At 65.9% G+C, this 14,772-nt stretch carries 18 protein-coding genes; 14 read left to right on the top strand and 4 right to left on the bottom strand.

The annotated features are described in order from the left end of the window. Window positions 1-8: 8 nt before the first annotated feature. Entirely contained in the window at window positions 9-1,265 is a 1,257-nt protein-coding gene (gene tyrS / locus ACESMO_RS02145; RefSeq protein WP_372706533.1) for a tyrosine--tRNA ligase, read from the bottom strand. A gap of 301 nt (window positions 1,266-1,566) precedes the next feature. On the opposite strand from tyrS, the gene ACESMO_RS02150 reads away from it, so the two are divergent. Then, window positions 1,567-2,118, top strand: coding sequence for a DOMON-like domain-containing protein (locus ACESMO_RS02150; protein ID WP_372706534.1), 552 nt, complete (start codon window positions 1,567-1,569; stop codon window positions 2,116-2,118). After that, a complete protein-coding gene (locus ACESMO_RS02155; RefSeq protein WP_372706535.1) occupies window positions 2,115-3,317 on the top strand; it encodes an exo-beta-N-acetylmuramidase NamZ domain-containing protein in 1,203 nt (400 codons plus the stop codon). The genes ACESMO_RS02150 and ACESMO_RS02155 overlap by 4 nt, the downstream gene beginning before the upstream one ends. Here the strand turns inward: ACESMO_RS02155 and ACESMO_RS02160 are convergent. From ACESMO_RS02160 to ACESMO_RS02170, 3 genes are read right to left on the bottom strand one after another with little or no spacing between them, the layout of a single operon-like run. Continuing rightward, entirely contained in the window at window positions 3,311-3,742 is a 432-nt protein-coding gene (locus tag ACESMO_RS02160; protein ID WP_372706536.1) for a type II toxin-antitoxin system VapC family toxin, read from the bottom strand. The two genes, ACESMO_RS02155 and ACESMO_RS02160, sit on opposite strands and share 7 nt — an antisense overlap. Next, window positions 3,739-3,981, bottom strand: coding sequence for a type II toxin-antitoxin system Phd/YefM family antitoxin (locus ACESMO_RS02165; RefSeq protein ID WP_372706537.1), 243 nt, complete (start codon window positions 3,979-3,981; stop codon window positions 3,739-3,741). The genes ACESMO_RS02160 and ACESMO_RS02165 overlap by 4 nt, the downstream gene beginning before the upstream one ends. A 54-nt stretch (window positions 3,982-4,035) precedes the next feature. After that, entirely contained in the window at window positions 4,036-4,686 is a 651-nt protein-coding gene (locus ACESMO_RS02170) for an alpha/beta hydrolase (RefSeq protein ID WP_372706538.1), read from the bottom strand. 158 nt (window positions 4,687-4,844) lie between these two features. On the opposite strand from ACESMO_RS02170, the gene ACESMO_RS02175 reads away from it, so the two are divergent. From ACESMO_RS02175 to ACESMO_RS02230, 12 genes are all read left to right on the top strand, one after another. Further along, entirely contained in the window at window positions 4,845-5,318 is a 474-nt protein-coding gene (locus ACESMO_RS02175; RefSeq protein WP_372706539.1) for an Rrf2 family transcriptional regulator, read from the top strand. Then, a complete protein-coding gene (locus ACESMO_RS02180) occupies window positions 5,315-6,454 on the top strand; it encodes a cysteine desulfurase family protein (RefSeq protein WP_372706540.1) in 1,140 nt (379 codons plus the stop codon). The genes ACESMO_RS02175 and ACESMO_RS02180 overlap by 4 nt, the downstream gene beginning before the upstream one ends. Next, on the top strand, window positions 6,454-7,920 hold the full coding sequence (gene sufB, locus ACESMO_RS02185) for a Fe-S cluster assembly protein SufB (RefSeq protein ID WP_372706541.1): 1,467 nt from the start codon (window positions 6,454-6,456) through the stop codon (window positions 7,918-7,920). The genes ACESMO_RS02180 and sufB overlap by 1 nt, the downstream gene beginning before the upstream one ends. Continuing rightward, entirely contained in the window at window positions 7,917-8,282 is a 366-nt protein-coding gene (locus ACESMO_RS02190) for a barstar family protein (RefSeq protein WP_372706542.1), read from the top strand. Before sufB ends, ACESMO_RS02190 begins: the two co-directional genes overlap by 4 nt. Window positions 8,283-8,287: 5 nt before the next feature. After that, entirely contained in the window at window positions 8,288-9,037 is a 750-nt protein-coding gene (gene sufC / locus ACESMO_RS02195; RefSeq protein ID WP_372706543.1) for a Fe-S cluster assembly ATPase SufC, read from the top strand. Further along, on the top strand, window positions 9,034-10,062 hold the full coding sequence (gene sufD / locus ACESMO_RS02200; RefSeq protein ID WP_372706544.1) for a Fe-S cluster assembly protein SufD: 1,029 nt from the start codon (window positions 9,034-9,036) through the stop codon (window positions 10,060-10,062). Before sufC ends, sufD begins: the two co-directional genes overlap by 4 nt. Window positions 10,063-10,190: 128 nt before the next feature. After that, a complete protein-coding gene (locus ACESMO_RS02205; RefSeq protein WP_372706545.1) occupies window positions 10,191-11,405 on the top strand; it encodes an aminotransferase class V-fold PLP-dependent enzyme in 1,215 nt (404 codons plus the stop codon). An 8-nt stretch (window positions 11,406-11,413) separates the two neighbouring features. Continuing rightward, window positions 11,414-11,809 carry an SUF system Fe-S cluster assembly protein gene (locus tag ACESMO_RS02210; RefSeq protein WP_372706546.1) on the top strand — a complete coding sequence of 132 codons (396 nt, stop codon included), beginning with the start codon at window positions 11,414-11,416 and terminating at the stop codon, window positions 11,807-11,809. A gap of 11 nt (window positions 11,810-11,820) precedes the next feature. Beyond that, window positions 11,821-12,219 carry a HesB/IscA family protein gene (locus ACESMO_RS02215; protein ID WP_372706547.1) on the top strand — a complete coding sequence of 133 codons (399 nt, stop codon included), beginning with the start codon at window positions 11,821-11,823 and terminating at the stop codon, window positions 12,217-12,219. Then, the gene (locus ACESMO_RS02220; protein ID WP_372706548.1) at window positions 12,219-13,220 is read left to right on the top strand and encodes a methionine ABC transporter ATP-binding protein; all 1,002 of its coding nucleotides are present in this window, start codon (window positions 12,219-12,221) and stop codon (window positions 13,218-13,220) included. Before ACESMO_RS02215 ends, ACESMO_RS02220 begins: the two co-directional genes overlap by 1 nt. Next, window positions 13,220-13,897 (top strand): methionine ABC transporter permease, encoded by a 678-nt coding sequence (locus ACESMO_RS02225; protein WP_372706549.1) that lies wholly within the window; start codon window positions 13,220-13,222, stop codon window positions 13,895-13,897. Before ACESMO_RS02220 ends, ACESMO_RS02225 begins: the two co-directional genes overlap by 1 nt. Window positions 13,898-13,920: 23 nt before the next feature. After that, the gene (locus ACESMO_RS02230) at window positions 13,921-14,670 is read left to right on the top strand and encodes a MetQ/NlpA family ABC transporter substrate-binding protein (protein WP_372706550.1); all 750 of its coding nucleotides are present in this window, start codon (window positions 13,921-13,923) and stop codon (window positions 14,668-14,670) included. Window positions 14,671-14,772 lie beyond the last annotated feature (102 nt).

A 14,772-nucleotide genomic window follows, 5' to 3' on the forward strand; every position in this document is an offset into this window, starting at 1 on the left:
CTCTCCCTTCAGACAGGGCGGACGAGCATCAGCTTCTTCTTGCCCGCCGCCAGTTTCAGCACGCCGTCCGCATTGACGTCGGACGCCTCGATAAGCCGCGCACCGTCGACAATCGCCACGTCATTCAGTCGCAGGCCCCCGCCCTGGGCCAGTCGGCGGGCCTCACCGTTCGAGGCGGTGAGCCCCGCACGGGTCGCAAGAGCGGCGAGCATGGTGCCGATCACTTCGGCCGAGGGCAGGTCGATGGTCGGCAGATCGGTCGAAAGCGTGCCGCGCTCAAATGCGCCTTCTGACGCGGCGCGGGCGGTGGCGGCGGCATCCGCGCCGTGCAGCATCGTTGTGGCCGCGTCGGCCAGGGCTTTCTTGGCGTCATTGATGGCTGCGCCGTCAAGCGCTTCGAGCCGCGCTATCTCGTCCAGCGGCAGATCGGTGAAGAGGCGCAGGAATCTGCCCACGTCGGCGTCGTCGGCGTTGCGCCAGAACTGCCAGTAGTCATAGGGGCTCAGCTGTTCGGCGTTGAGCCAGACCGCACCCTGGGCCGTCTTGCCCATCTTGCCACCCGAGGCCGTGGTCAGCAGAGGGGTGGTCAGGCCGAAGGCGGCCTTGTGGTCAACGCGGCGCACGAGGTCGACGCCCGAGACGATATTGCCCCACTGGTCCGAGCCGCCCATCTGCAGGGTGCAGTTCCGGGCACGGTTCAGCTCGAGGAAGTCCACCGACTGCATCAGCATATAGTTGAACTCGAGGAAGGTCATCGGCTGTTCGCGTTCCAGCCGCAGCTTGACCGAGTCAAAGGCCAGCATCCGGTTGATGGTGAAATGCGTGCCGTATTCGCGAAGGAACTGGACATAGCCGTAGGTCGACAGCCAGGCGTCGTTGTCGACCACGACCGCATCGGTGGGGCCGTCGCCGAAGGTCAGGAATTTCTCGAACACCGTCCTGATCGAGGCGAGGTTCGACTGGATGGTTTCGTCGGTCAGATGGGGCCGCGAGGCGTCCTTGCCGGTCGGGTCGCCGACCTTGGTGGTGCCGCCGCCCATCAGGACGATGGGCTTGCCGCCGGCCTGCTGCAGGCGGCGCAGCATCATGATCGAGATGAGATTCCCGACGTGCAGCGACGGGGCGGTCGCGTCGAAGCCGACGTAGCCGGTGACCACGCCGGCCGCGGCGGCGGCGTCCAGCTCGGCCGGGTGGGTGATCTGATGGATGTAACCGCGCGCCTGAAGGGTTCGCAGGAAGTCGGACTTGAAGGCGGGCTCGGTCATCTGCTCAGGCTTGGCGTTGCGAGGAAGGGGCGTGTAGCACGAGGGCCGCTCCGGCTGAAACGCCAGCCGATTGTCTCTTTCTCCTTTCGTCATTCCGGGGCCGCGCAGCGGAACCCGGTACCCAGCGGCGCCGCGACCGCGGCGAAACACCGGCCATGGGTCAGAGACAAATCACCTGTTCGCGCTCCCGGCAGGTTCGGGCTCGCGCGCGCCGCTGGGTTCCGGCCTTCGCCGGAATGACGAAAGAAGAAAGAGGGAGGCCGGGTTGGCGTCCCTGTAATGCCCGTGGCAGACAGGCGGAATGCTCGTTCTGACACCCCATCCGACTACGCGTTCGACGCCGGTGGAACGGATTGAGGTCGAAGTCGGACGACCGTTCGAGGGGACGCTCAAGCTAAGCTATACGGTGTCCGGTGACGTTGCGGCCATCCGTCTGCCGCCCGAGTGCAAGCCGGGCCGGGCCGACGAGCTCTGGCGGCACACCTGTTTCGAGGCATTCGTACGTAACGGCGACGCCGAAGGCTATGTCGAGCTGAATCTCACGACCTCAATGCAGTGGGCCGCCTATCGGTTCAGCGGCTATCGCGCGGACATGACGCCGGCGAATATCGAACCGCCCTGGGTCATGGAGGGCCTGCTGGCACCCGAACTGGAATTGCGCGTCGAGATCGACCTGGGGCGGATGGCGAGACCCGATCTGCCCGCAGATGACTGGCGGCTCGGGCTTGCCGTCGTAATCGAGGACATCGACGGTGGCCTGTCCTACTGGGCGCTGGCCCATCCGCCGGGTAAGCCGGACTTTCATCATCCAGACTCGTTCGCCTTTACCCTGCCGCCTCCGGAGCCCGCATGAAATTCGGCATCGACCGCCTGATCTCCGAACCTGAACTGCGGGCACCGCTAAAGGGCAAGCGGGTCGCCCTGCTGGCGCATCCGGCGTCGGTGACGGCGGACCTGACGCATTCGCTGGATGCGCTGGCGGCCTGCCCGGACATCACCTTGAGTGCGGCCTTCGGACCGCAGCACGGGATGCGGGGCGATCTGCAGGACAATATGATGGAGAGCCCGGACTTCACCGATCCGCGGCTCGGGATTCCGGTGTTCAGCCTGTACGGCGAGGTGCGACGGCCGACCGGTCAGGCGATGGAGACGTTCGACGTCATCCTGGTCGACATGCAGGACCTGGGCTGCCGCATCTACACCTTCGTGACGACGCTGCTCTATGTGCTGGAAGAGGCGGCGAAACACGGCAAGGCGGTGTGGGTGCTGGACCGGCCCAATCCCGCCGGGCGGCCGGTCGAGGGCACGACGCTGCTGCCGGGCTGGGAGAGCTTTGTCGGGGCCGGGCCGATGCCGATGCGGCACGGCATGACCCTGGGCGAGATGGGCCACTGGTTCATCGACCACTTCAAGCTGGACGTCGAATACCGCGTCATCGAGATGCAGGGCTGGCTGCCGGATCAGGGCCCGGGTTATGGCTGGCCGCTGGGCGAGCGCAGCTGGATCAACCCCAGCCCCAATGCGCCAAACCTGTCGATGGCGCGGGCCTATGCCGGGACGGTGATGCTGGAGGGCACGAGCCTGTCCGAAGGGCGGGGCACCACGCGGCCGCTGGAGCTGTTCGGAGCACCCGACATCGACGCCCGGGCGGTGATCGAAGAGATGCAGGCGTTCGCGCCGGACTGGCTGAAGGGATGCCGCCTGCGCGAGATCTGGTTCGAGCCGACGTTCCACAAACATGTCGGGACGCTTTGTCACGGGGTGCAGGTCCACGTCGACGACCCGGCCTATGACCATGCGGCTTTCCAGCCGTGGCGGCTTCAGGCGCTGGGGTTCAAGGCGATCCGGCGGCTGTATCCGGACTATCCGCTGTGGCGGGATTTCCCGTACGAATACGTCTTCGACAAGCTGGCCATCGACGTGATCAACGGTGGTCCGGGACTGCGGCAATGGGTCGATGACGCGACGTCCATGCCGGGCGATCTGGAGGCGCTGGCGGGGCCGGATGAGCGGGCCTGGATCGAGGCGCGGAAGCGGTTCCTGCTTTACTGATCCGTCGCGACCAGAACATCACATCCGGTCGATTTGGCACCGGCCACGAACCGACGGTCCAGCGTTCGAAGAGGCATATTCAGGCGTGTCGCGACCGCGAGGTGAAGTGCGTCTCCTGACTTCAGCGTGACAGTCTCGCGATCCATCAGGCTTGCGGCTGCTTCGAAATCAGCTTGCTGTATCGCTACCAATTCCATGGTCCCGACCAGGCTGCGGAACATCATCAAGGTGGCGAGCCTTTGTTCGTGGGTCAGGTCACCCGTTCGTACCTTGAGGGCGAGGGCAGACGAGGCCTCGGTCAGCGCCCAGCGACTGGTTGCAAAGCCGCCCGCGCCGTTTGATTCAAGCCATTTTTGGACAACCGGCGTCGTCGGTTCCTTGACCACCGCCGCGATAAGGAGCGCGGTATCCAGATAAAGTGTCAATAACCGTCGTCCCGCATGCGGCGAATGAGATCGGCCGCGTTTTCTGACTGCATGGGCATGGAATCCGTAAAGGCCTTGAGCGCCTTCCAGTCGAACGGCTGTGAAGCCCTTCCGGCAGGCGGCAACAGGCGTGCAACGAGTTTTCCGTGGCGGAGGATTTCGATCTCCTCGCCTTTCGAAGCCCGGTCGACCAATGCGCTGAGATGAGCCTTGGCTTCCGCGAGATTGACCGTCGTCATGAGATAGCGCCTGACCAATAATCAGGTCAGAATATCACAGAGTGGCCGTTGCGACTACGCCGGCTTTTCGGCCAGCCGCTTGTCCAGATAGAGCCCCACGCGGCGTTCGACGGCGCCGATGTGGTCCTGCCAGAAGTGGGTCGCGCCCTCTTCCAGCTCGTAGTCGATGATAATCCCTTTTTGGGTACGCAGCTTGTTGACCACGCGTTCGACCTCGACCGGCGGCACGACGGTGTCGTTGGTTCCGTGCAGAAACAGGCCAGAGGCCGGGCAGGGGGCGAGGAAGCTGAAGTCGTACATGTTCGACGGTGGCGAGACCGAGATGAAGCCGTCGGTCTCCGGGCGGCGCATCAGCAGCTGCATACCGATGTAGGCGCCGAACTGATAGCCGCCGACCCAGGTCTGGGAGGCGCCGGGATTGTTGGTCTGGAGCCAGTCGAGGGCCGTTGCCGCGTCGGCCAATTCGCCGATGCCGCTGTCGAACTCGCCCTGCGACTTGCCGACGCCGCGGCTGTTGTAGCGCAGGGTGGCGAAGCCGCGCTTCTGAAACAGCTGGTACAGGGTCACCGTGACCGGATTGTTCATATGCCCGTTCGCCTTGGGGTGCGGATGCAGGATCAGGGCGATCGGCGCGTTCGGGCGCTTGCCCGGCGAATAACGGCCTTCAATACGGCCAGAGGCGCCGGGCAGGATGACTTCGGGCATTTGTGGCGGATTCCGTGTTCAACTGTCGTTTCGCACCTGCGTAATACTTGACTACAGCGGTAGGACTTTCTATGTCCCGGCTGCGCGCTGACGCCTTTGCGAAGGCGCGGGTTCTAGCACAGGACCCTCGAAAAGCGCGCGGTTTTTGAGGACAGCAGATGCGTCTGTCGACCAAGGGACGATACGCCGTGATGGCGATGGCCGATCTGGCCAAGAACGGGCACGCCGACGGCGTGGTCCGGGCCGTGTCGCTGGCGGAAATCGCGACGCGTCAGGAGATTTCGCTGAGCTATCTGGAACAGCTGTTCGCTCGGCTTCGGAAGGGCGGGCTGGTGCAGAGCGTGCGGGGGCCCGGCGGCGGCTATCGGCTGGCCAAGAGTGCCCACGAGACGGGTGTCGCCGAGATCGTGCTGGCGGTCGACGAGCCCATCCGCGCCACCCGCTGCCTCGGCCATTCGTCGCCCAAGGGCTGTATGATGGCCGGAGAACGCTGCATCACCCACAATCTGTGGGAGGACCTCGGCGACGAGATCCATCGCTATCTGGCCGGGGTGTCGCTGGAAGACGTGGTGATGAACCGCACCGGCGCGCGGCGTCGGGCCACCGAAGCCGAAGTCGGGGTGGCGGCGTGAGCGGCGTCTATCTGGACTACAACGCCTCAGGTCTGGTGCGTCCCGAGGTTCAGGACGTGATGGCCAGGGCGCTGGCCGACAACGGCAATCCGTCGGCGGTGCATGCGGCCGGGCGGCGGGCGCGGGCGCGGATCGAGACAGCGCGGGCGCGGGTGGCCGATCTGGTCGGGGCCGATCCGACGGCGGTGGTCTTCTCCAGCGGCGGAACGGAATCCAACGCTCAGGCGATGCTGAGCGCCATCGCGGCGGGCTGCGAGCGGCTGATCGTCGGCGCGACCGAGCATCCATGCGTGGCCGAGGCGGCGGCGGTCAGCGGCAAGCCGGTCGAGGTTTTGCCTGTGGACATCGACGGCGTGGTCGATCTGGAATGGCTGGCCGAGGCGCTGATGCGGCCGGGCCGGGCGGCGGTGGCCATCCATCATGCGAACAACGAGAGCGGCGTGATCCAGCCGATCGCCGAGGCGTCGAGGCTGGTGCGGGCGGCGGGCGGCTGGCTGCACGTCGACGCCATCCAGTCGGCGGGCAAGATCACGGTCGACATGCGCGAACTGGACGCGGATACCCTGACCCTTTCGGCACACAAGCTGGGCGGGCCGCAGGGGGTGGGGGCGCTGATCTCGAAAGAGGGCGTGCCGATCATCCGGACCCTGCATGGGGCGGGGCAGGAGCGGGGGCTGCGCGCCGGCACGGAGAATGTGCCCGGCATCGCCGGCTTCGGCGTGGCGGCGGACTGCGCCGTGCGTGATCTGCCGTCTTCGCGGGACCACAAGGCGTGGCGCGACGCGGCCGAGGCGGCGGTCAAGGCGGCCGGCGCGACCATTATCGGCGGGGCCGTCGAACGCCTGCCCAACACCCTGTTCATGGCGGTCGAGGGCTGGGACAGTCCGCAGCAGTTGATCACCCTTGACCTGATGGGGGTGATGGTGTCGGCCGGTAGCGCCTGTTCCTCGGGCAAGACCAAGCCTTCAAAGGCGATCTCGGCCATGGGTCTGGATCATCTGGCAACCGGCGGCGTGCGCGTCTCGGGCGGCTGGGGCACGGTCGCGGACGATTGGTCACGGTTCGCCGAGGCCTGGGTCACCTCATATCAGCGTCACAGTATGCGTCACGCCTCGCGCGTGAAGGAAGTTGCTTGATGGCCGCCGCTCAGAAAACCATCGACGCCGTCGCCGCGCTGGAGAAGTACGAGCACGGCTTCATCAGTGACATCGAGATGGAATACGCGCCCAATGGATTGAGCGCCGACATCGTGCGCTTTATCTCCGAGAAGAAGGGCGAGCCGGCATGGATGCTGGAGTGGCGTCTGGCCGCTTATGAGCGCTGGCTGGCGATGGAGGAGCCGACGTGGTCGTCGGTGCGATATACGCCGGTCGACTATCAGGACCTGTTCTACTACGCCGCGCCCAAGGAGAAGGTCGGGCTGAAGTCGCTGGACGAGGTCGATCCGGAAATCCTGGCCATCTACGCCAAGCTGGGCATCCCGCTGAAGGAGCAGGAGGTTCTGGCGGGGGTCGAGGGCGCGCCGCGCTACGCGGTGGACGCCGTGTTCGACAGTGTGTCGGTGGTCACCACCTTCAAGGCCGAGCTGGCCAAGGTCGGGGTGATTTTCATGCCCATTTCCGAGGCCTTGCGCGAACATCCTGAGCTGGTGCGCAAATATCTGGGCTCGGTGGTGCCGGTCTCGGACAACTATTTTGCGGCGCTGAACAGCGCGGTGTTTTCGGACGGGTCGTTCGTCTACATTCCCCCGGGCGTGCGCTGCCCGATGGAGCTGTCGACCTATTTCCGCATCAATGCGTCGAACACCGGCCAGTTCGAGCGGACCCTGATCATCGCCGACAAGGGGTCTTACTGCTCGTATCTGGAAGGCTGTACCGCCCCGATGCGCGACGAGAACCAGCTGCATGCGGCGGTGGTCGAACTGGTCGCGCTGGATGACGCCGAGATCAAATATTCGACGGTGCAGAACTGGTACCCCGGTGACGCCGAAGGCAAGGGAGGCATCTACAATTTCGTCACCAAGCGCGCCGACTGCCGGGGCGACCGGTCGAAGGTGTCGTGGACCCAGGTCGAGACCGGCTCGGCCGTGACCTGGAAATACCCGTCCTGCATCCTCAAGGGCGAGGAGAGCTCGGGCGAATTCTATTCGATCGCCATCACCAACGGCCATCAGCAGGCCGACACCGGCACAAAGATGATCCATCTGGGCAAGAATTCGAAAAGCCGGATCATCGCCAAGGCGGTGTCGGCGGGGAAATCGGACTCGACCTATCGGGGTCTGGTGTCGGTGCACCCCAAGGCGACGGGGGTGCGCAACTTCACCCAGTGCGACAGCCTGCTGATCGGTGGCGACTGCGGCTCGCACACCATCCCCTATATCGAGGCCCGCAACGGCTCGGCCCAGCTGGAGCACGAGGCGACGACGACGCGGTTGAGCGACGACCAGCTGTTCTATGCCCAGCAGCGCGGGCTGTCGCAGGAAGAGGCGGTGGCCCTGCTGGTCAACGGCTTCGTCCGCGATGTGATGCAGAAACTGCCGATGGAGTTCGCGGTGGAAGCGCAGAAGCTGGTGGCGATCTCGCTGGAAGGAAGCGTGGGGTGAGCGCTCTTCAAATCCATAAGGTCGAGATCGACTGTCGGGAGCTTACCGATTGGCAAGCGTTCCACTCCGCCTTCGCTGAGAAGCTCGGTTTTCCGAGCTATTACGGTCGAAACATGGATGCTTGGTACGACTGCTTTTACAGCTTGGCGGACGAGTCGACAGTTCTGAAGCTCGCCGAGGGAGACGTCGTTTGGCTCGAGTTGAAGCACTACAAGGACCTCCAAGCGCGACAGCCTGAACTGGCGGAAGCGATTCTCGAAGGCGCTGCCTTCGTCAACTTCACACTCGACGACGAGCGCGGGCGGGCAGGAACCCAACCTTGGACCCTCATAGGCGCTGTCGCCGTTTCTGCATTCGAATAAGACCCATGCTCTCAATTTCGAACCTCCACGTCACCATCGGTGACAAACCCATCCTCAAGGGGCTGACGCTCGACGTTCCGGCGGGCGAGGTGCACGCCATCATGGGGCCGAACGGCGCGGGCAAGTCGACGCTGGGCTATGCCATGGCCGGGCGGCCCGGCTATGAGGCGACCGAGGGGACCGTGTCGTGGAAGGGAGAGGACCTGCTGGGTCTGGACCCCGCCGAGCGGGCGGCCAAGGGCGTGTTCCTGTCGTTCCAGTATCCGATCGAGATCCCCGGCGTGCCCGCCCTGACGTTCGTGCGCACGGCGTTGAACGCCCAGAAGCGGGCGCGGGGCGAAGACGAGGTCTCGGCCCCCGCCTTCTTGAAGATGGTCAAGGCGGCAGCGGCGGCGCTGAAGATGGATTTCGACATGCTGAAGCGGCCGCTGAACGTCGGCTTCTCCGGCGGCGAGAAGAAGCGGATGGAGATTCTGCAGATGGCCCTGCTGGAGCCGTCGCTGCTGATCCTCGACGAGACGGATTCCGGACTCGACATCGACGCTCTGCGGATCGTGGCCGACGGGGTCAATGCAATGCGCCGTCCCGACCGGGCCATGCTGGTGATTACCCACTATCAGCGGCTGCTGGACTATATCCGGCCGGACCAGGTGCATGTGCTGGCCGGGGGGCGGATCGTGGCGTCCGGCGGCCCGGAACTGGCGCATAAGCTGGAGGCGGAAGGGTACGACAAGTATCTGCCGGTCGCGGCTTGAACGCGCCGGTCCGCATCGATCTGAAGGACGTTTCCTCCTTCCCGACCCGCCGGGTTGAGGCGTGGAAATATACCGACCTTCACCGGGCCTTGCGCGAGACGCCGCCGGTGTCGCCGCACGCCGAGGTCGCGCCGGGCGGCCCGTTTGCGGCGCTGGGCGGGGATGAGTGGACGGTGGTCAACGGCCGTTGCGTCGGTTTCGCGGGTGTGGTCGCGGATGGGCCGGGCGAGCAGGTCGCGCGGCTGCGTTTCGTCTCGACGGCGGACGGTGCGGGGCATCAGGCCCGGGTGACGGTCGAGGTCGGGGCGGGGGCGTCGCTGCTGCTGCTGGAAAGCTATGAGGGTCAGGCGGCGGCCTATGTGTCCAATGTTGCGCTGGCCATCAAACTCGGGGCCGGGGCGCGGCTGACGCGGGTGGTGATCGAGGAAGATGCGGCGGACGCCCTGTCGGTTTCGGTCGCCGAGGTAACGATGGGTAAAGGCGCGCGTTTTGCCCAGACGGTGCTGACCACGGGCGCGAAACTGCAACGCCACGAGACGCGGCTGGCCCATCCCGGCGAGGGCGCGGAGGTCCGGATCGACGGCCTGTACCTGCTGGACGGGGCGCGGCACGCCGACCTGACCAGCGTGGTCTCACACGCGGGCCTGAACGGCGTCACCTCGCAGCTGACCAAGGGCGTGGTGCGCGACACGGCGCGCGGCGTCTTCCAGGGCAAGATCATCGTCGAGCGCGGGGCCGACGGCACCGATGCGCGGATGGGGCATCACGCCTTGATCCTGGGCGAACGGGCCGAGGTGGACGCCAAGCCGGAGCTGGAAATCTATGCCGACGACGTGCAGTGCGCGCACGGCAATACGGTCGGCAATCTGGACGAGGCGGCGCTGTTCTACATGCAGCAGCGCGGCCTGCCGGTCGACGAGGCGCGGGCGCTGCTGACGCAGGCCTTCCTGATCGAGGTCGTCGACCGGATCGAACATGACGGCGCGAGAGAGGTGGCGAGGGAATGGCTGACGGCTCGACTGTGATAAATCCTCCCCCATTGGGGGAGGGGAACCACCCGAAGGGTGGTGGAGGGGGCTCGCCCCTGAAACCGTCGTTGGGTCAGGCCCCCTCCACCGCGAAGACGCGGTCCCCCTCCCCCGATGGGGGAGGAGTGTTCGACCCCTACGCTGTCCGGGCGCAGTTCCCGATCCTGTCGCGGCAGGTGAACGGCAAGCCGCTGGTCTATCTGGACTCGGCCGCCTCGGCGCAGAAGCCGCGGGCGGTGATCGACGCCATGACGGCGGCGATGGAGCATTCCTACGCCAACGTCCATCGCGGCCTGCACACCCTGGCCAATGAGGCGACCGAGGCGTTCGAGGCGGCGCGGGATACGGTGGCGCGTTTCCTGAACGCCGAAAGTCCCGACCAGATCGTCTGGACCAAGGGCGGGACCGAGGCCATCAATCTGGTCGCGGCGGGGATTGGCCAATCCATCCAGCCGGGCGACGAGATCATCGTCACCCAGATGGAGCACCACGCCAATATCGTGCCGTGGCATATGCTGCGCGAGGCCAGGGGCGCGGTGCTGAAGTGGGCGCCGGTGCTGGAGGACGGGTCGCTGGACATGGCCGGCCTGGCCGCGCTGATCGGGCCCCAGACGCGGCTGGTGGCCGTGACGCATATGTCCAATGTGCTGGGCACTGTGAATGACGTGCGCGCCATCGCCGACCTGGCCCATGCGGCGGGTGCGCTGCTGTTGGTGGACGGCTGTCAGGGGGCGGTGCATTGCTCGGCCGACGTGCAGGCGCTCGACACCGACTTCTATGTCTTCACCGGGCACAAGCTGTTCGGCCCCACCGGTATCGGCGGCCTGTACGGCAAGCGCGCGGCGCTGGAGGCCCTGCCGCCGTACCAGGGCGGCGGCGAGATGATCGCCACGGTGACCGAAGAAACGGTGACCTATGCCGGCCTGCCGCATCGGTTCGAGGCGGGGACGCCGCCGATTCTGGAGGTGATAGGCCTTGGGGCAGCGATCGAGTGGCTGGAGCAATTCGACGCCTCGGCGGTCAGGGCCCACGAACAGGCGCTGATGGACCGCGTGCGGGAGCGTCTGGAAGGCCGAACCTGGCTGACCGAGATCGGCACGGCGGCGGGGAAGGGGGCGATCTTCACCTTTACCGTCGACGGCGCGCACGCCCACGACATCGCCCAGGTGATGGACCGCTACGGCGTCGCCGTGCGCGCCGGCCTGCACTGCGCCGAGCCGTTGTCGAAAAGGTTCGGCCTGACGTCGAGCGCGCGCGCCAGCTTCGCCCTATATAACACCCTTGAGGATGCCGACGCCTTTGCCGCCGCCCTGATCAAGGCCCGTGAGTTTTTCGCATGAGCGACCCGATGACCCCCGAAACGAATTTGGCCGCCGACACTGCGGCCTTCGCCGAAGCCTGGGACGCGCCGCAGACGGCGGCCCTGGCCCAAGCCGAGATCGACCGGATGACGGACGACATCATCGTGGCGCTGAAGTCCGTGTTCGATCCGGAAATCCCGGTCGACGTCTATGAGCTGGGCCTGATCTACAAGGTCGACCTGTCCGACGACCGTGATGTGCTGATCGAGATGACCCTGACGGCACCCGGCTGTCCGGTGGCGGGCGAGATGCCCGGCTGGATCGAGGATGCGGTCAAGAAGGTCGAGGGTGTGCAGTCGGCCCGGGCCGAGCTGACCTTCGACCCGCCATGGGACCCCTCGAAAATGAGCGACGAGGCCAAGCTGGCCCTTAACATGTTCTGATGGACCGTCCGATGACCGAGCTTCAGACTACGACACGCCCGCGCCGTCCGCGCCCGAAGGCCGTCAGCCTGACCGACGCCGCCGCCGCGCGCGTGACCGAGATCATGACCAATGCGGCCACGGCCTACGTCGGCCTGCGGGTGGGCGTGAAGAACGGCGGCTGCGCGGGTCAGGAATACACCTTCGCCTATGCCGAGACGATCGAACCGCTGGACGAGGTGGTCGAGGACAAGGGGGTGACCATCCTGATCGATCCCAAGGCCATCCTGTTCCTGATCGGGTCCGAGATTGACTACGAGATGACGAAGCTGGCGTCGAAATTCGTGTTCCGCAACCCGAACCAGACCGACGCCTGCGGGTGCGGCGAGAGCGTCACCATCATTCCAGCCAAGGCGCTGGACACAGACTGATGATCCGGCTGGAGGGGGTGACGAAGCGCTTCCGGAGCGCTGCGGGCGAGCGCGTGGCGCTGGACGGTGTGGACCTGACGGTCGCGGCGGGACAGGTGTTCGGCGTGGTCGGCCGCTCAGGCGCCGGCAAGTCGACCCTGATCCGGGCGATCAACCTGCTGGAACGGCCGAACGCCGGGCGGGTAACCGTCGACGGACAGGACATGACGGCGCTGAAGCCGAGAGCGTTGCGCGAGGCGCGGCGGCGGATCGGCATGATTTTCCAGCATTTCAACCTGCTGAACGCCAAGACCATCGCCGAGAACGTGGCCTTCCCGCTGCGGCTGGAGGGGCGGCCGTCGGCCGAGGTGGACCGGCGCGTGGCAGACCTGCTGGAACAACTGGGCCTGTCCGAGCACGCCAGGAAGCATCCGGCGCAACTGTCTGGCGGGCAGAAGCAGCGGGTCGGCATCGCCCGGGCGCTGGCCTGCGAGCCAGGCGTGCTGCTGTGTGACGAGGCGACCAGCGCGCTGGATCCCGAGACGACCGACGAAATCCTGACCCTGCTGGACCAGCTGAACCGCGACCTGAAGCTGACCATCGTCCTGATCACCCATCAGATGGAGGTGGTCCGCCGCGTCTGCGACCGGGTCGCCGTGCTGAAGGACGGGCGGGTGGTGGAGGAGGGGGCCACGGCCGACGTCTTCCTGCACCCGAAACATGCCGCGACCCGCGCCATGCTGGCTGAGGGGGAGGAGGGCTTTGAGGCCGCCGATGTGCCGCCGGGCGGCCGGTTGGCGAAACTGACCTTCCGCGGTGGCTCGACCTATGAACCCGAACTGAGCCGCGTCGCCCGGTCGGTCGGCGTGGACTATTCAATCCTGTCCGGACGCATCAGCCGCATCCGGGGCGAGCCCTATGGCCAGCTGGTGGTGGCCTTCACCGGCGGCGACGCGGAAGCCGCCGTGGCGCAGCTGACCGCTCGGGGGGTGGTGGTCGAACGCGTCGGGGGGGTCGCCTGATGGAGGCCTTCTTCGCCAACATTGCCAGTAACGTGGATTGGCCCGAGATCGCGCGGGCGACGCGTGACACCTTGCTGATGCTGGGCGGCTCGATGGCACTCACGGTACTGTTCGGCATCCCGTTGGGCGTGCTTCTGTATCTGTCGGGCAAGGGGCGGCTGGCGGCCAATCCGGTGCTGAACGCCGCGCTGTCGCTGGTCGTCAACATCCTGAGGTCGGTGCCCTTCATCATCCTGCTGATCGTCATGCTACCGTTGACGGTGCTGCTGGTCGGAACCTCGCTGGGCGTGGCCGGGGCCATTCCGCCGCTGGTCGTGGGGGCCGCACCCTTCTATGCGCGACTGGTCGAGACGGCCTTGCGCGAGATCGACAAGGGGGTGGTCGAGGCGACCCAGGCCATGGGCGGCTCCACCTTTCAGATCGTCACGCGGGCGCTGTTGCCCGAAGCCATGCCCGGCATCATCGCCGGAGCCACGGTCACCGCCATCGCCCTGGTGTCCTACACCGCCATGGCGGGTGTCGTGGGCGCGGGCGGCCTTGGCGACCTCGCCATCCGTTTTGGCTATCAGCGGTTCCAGACCGATGTCATGGTCGTCACCGTCGTCCTGCTGCTGGTTCTGGTTCAGGCCCTGCAGATGATCGGGGACCGTCTGGTCTCCGCCGTGTCCCACCGCTGATCGCTCGCCTCGAAAGGCCCGTAATGCTTCGTCGTTCGCTTCTTCTCGCCGCGGCCGTCCTGACCCTCGCCGCCTGCGGCCAGGGTGCCCAAAAAGCCGCCGACGCCGATGCGCCGCTGATCGTCGGCGCGACCGCCGTGCCGCACGCCGAGATTCTGGAGCACATCAAGGGAACTCTGGCCGCGCAGGGCGTAAACATCGAGATCAAGGTGTTCAACGACTACGTCCAGCCCAATACCCAGCTGGTCGAGAAGCGTCTGGACGCCAACTATTTCCAGACCAAGCCTTATCTGGATGAGTTCAATGCCTCGCGGTCGGCGGACCTGGTCACGGTCGCCGGCGTTCATGTCGAACCGCTGGGGGCCTATTCGCGGCGTTTCCGCTCGCTGGACCAACTGCCCGACCGCGCCCAGGTGGCGGTGCCCAATGACGCCTCCTCGATCGGCCGCTCGCTGATCCTGCTGCAGAAGGCCGGGCTGATCCGGCTGAAGGACCCGGTCAATCCGCTGCAGACCCTGCGTGACATCGTCGACAATCCGAAGAACCTGCGTTTCCGCGAGCTGGAGTCGGCGACCCTGCCGAGGGTGCTGGATCAGGTCGACATGGCGGTGATCAACACCAACTATGCGCTCGACGCCGGGTTGAAGCCCAAGACGGACGCACTGACGCTGGAAGGCGCCGACAGCCCCTATGTAAACTATCTGGTGGCGCGTTCGGACAACCGCACCGATCCGCGCCTAGAGCAGCCGCCCGCTGAGTTGAATCGAATGTGATCGAGCGGGGGATTCCCATCGGGTCCGAACCGTGAGTCCATGGGTCTTCTGATTGGGAGGCTATTATGGGCAAGGCGCGTTCGGACGATCTTCGGGAGCGTG

The organism is Brevundimonas sp. (genome assembly GCF_041688735.1).
Lineage (GTDB): Bacteria > Pseudomonadota > Alphaproteobacteria > Caulobacterales > Caulobacteraceae > Brevundimonas.

Bases quoted from the DNA above. Each gene is read 5' to 3' on its own strand.
- ACESMO_RS02175 (WP_372706539.1), top strand. From the start codon at position 4,845: ATGCGTCTGTCGACCAAGGGACGATACGCCGTGATGGCGATGGCCGAT.
- tyrS (WP_372706533.1), bottom strand. From the start codon at position 1,265: ATGACCGAGCCCGCCTTCAAGTCCGACTTCCTGCGAACCCTTCAGGCG.
- ACESMO_RS02225 (WP_372706549.1), top strand. From the start codon at position 13,220: ATGGAGGCCTTCTTCGCCAACATTGCCAGTAACGTGGATTGGCCCGAG.
- ACESMO_RS02150 (WP_372706534.1), top strand. From the start codon at position 1,567: ATGCTCGTTCTGACACCCCATCCGACTACGCGTTCGACGCCGGTGGAA.
- sufB (WP_372706541.1), top strand. From the start codon at position 6,454: ATGGCCGCCGCTCAGAAAACCATCGACGCCGTCGCCGCGCTGGAGAAG.
- sufC (WP_372706543.1), top strand. From the start codon at position 8,288: ATGCTCTCAATTTCGAACCTCCACGTCACCATCGGTGACAAACCCATC.
- ACESMO_RS02165 (WP_372706537.1), bottom strand. From the start codon at position 3,981: ATGACGACGGTCAATCTCGCGGAAGCCAAGGCTCATCTCAGCGCATTG.
- ACESMO_RS02215 (WP_372706547.1), top strand. From the start codon at position 11,821: ATGACCGAGCTTCAGACTACGACACGCCCGCGCCGTCCGCGCCCGAAG.
- ACESMO_RS02230 (WP_372706550.1), top strand. From the start codon at position 13,921: ATGCTTCGTCGTTCGCTTCTTCTCGCCGCGGCCGTCCTGACCCTCGCC.
- ACESMO_RS02210 (WP_372706546.1), top strand. From the start codon at position 11,414: ATGACCCCCGAAACGAATTTGGCCGCCGACACTGCGGCCTTCGCCGAA.
- ACESMO_RS02220 (WP_372706548.1), top strand. From the start codon at position 12,219: ATGATCCGGCTGGAGGGGGTGACGAAGCGCTTCCGGAGCGCTGCGGGC.
- ACESMO_RS02170 (WP_372706538.1), bottom strand. From the start codon at position 4,686: ATGCCCGAAGTCATCCTGCCCGGCGCCTCTGGCCGTATTGAAGGCCGT.
- ACESMO_RS02155 (WP_372706535.1), top strand. From the start codon at position 2,115: ATGAAATTCGGCATCGACCGCCTGATCTCCGAACCTGAACTGCGGGCA.